The following is a 791-nucleotide window of genomic DNA, read 5'->3' on the forward strand; positions in this document are numbered from 1 at the left end:
TTTCATTGGCGATAGTGGATAAGGTCTGTGTTTTGAAACCTGCGGCAACATAAGCCGCCAGTTGGTTGTCCCACTTGCGGATGGCCTGCGGTTCAACCGCCATTGACTTTAGGGTATCGATGCCATTGACCGTTTCGACAAGGAATGCCTGATTCTCAGCGTTGCGTGTGAAGCTATCCTGTAATCGCTTACGCAAGAGAGGTGTAACCAACCCGGAGACGAGTGCATAGAGCGGCAATGATAACACCACAACAAGGGTCAACCAGCCGCTGTAATAGAACATCACAAGGATGAATACCAGAGAAAAAAGCACGTCAAGCATCAGGGTAATGGCATTGCCGGTGAGGAAGCTGCGGATGTTTTCCAGTTCGCGTACACGAGCCACAGAATCACCGACTCTCCTTGCCTGGAAGTAAGCCAGCGGCAGATTAATCAAGTGCCGAAACAGATTCGATCCCAACTGCACATCAATACGGCTGGTCGTATGGGCAAACACGTAGCTACGCAGGCCACTCAGAGCCGACTCGAACAACATGATGCCCAGCAATCCCGCCGCGACAACATCCAGTGTGGTTAGGCCGTGATGCACCAGTACTTTGTCCATGACCACCTGAAAGAACAACGGGGTCACCAAGGCAAACAACTGCAAGGCAAAAGATCCCAACAAAACTTCGCCCAACAACTTGCGGTATTTGACGATAGCCGGGATAAACCAAGTGAAGTCAAAGCGTGAAGTCTCTCCGGGCAGACCGTTACTGGAACGCACAAGCACCAGTTGCCCTGTCCAACGC

The 791-nt window shown here is 51.6% G+C and carries 1 protein-coding gene; it reads right to left on the reverse strand.

From position 1 onward, the window contains the following. Positions 1–791 (reverse strand): ABC transporter transmembrane domain-containing protein (locus tag EAE91_RS23575; protein ID WP_244869029.1); only part of this gene is annotated, 791 nt, incomplete at both ends.

Source organism: Photorhabdus noenieputensis, from assembly GCF_018448935.1.
In the GTDB taxonomy this organism is placed as follows: Bacteria; Pseudomonadota; Gammaproteobacteria; order Enterobacterales; family Enterobacteriaceae; genus Photorhabdus; species Photorhabdus noenieputensis.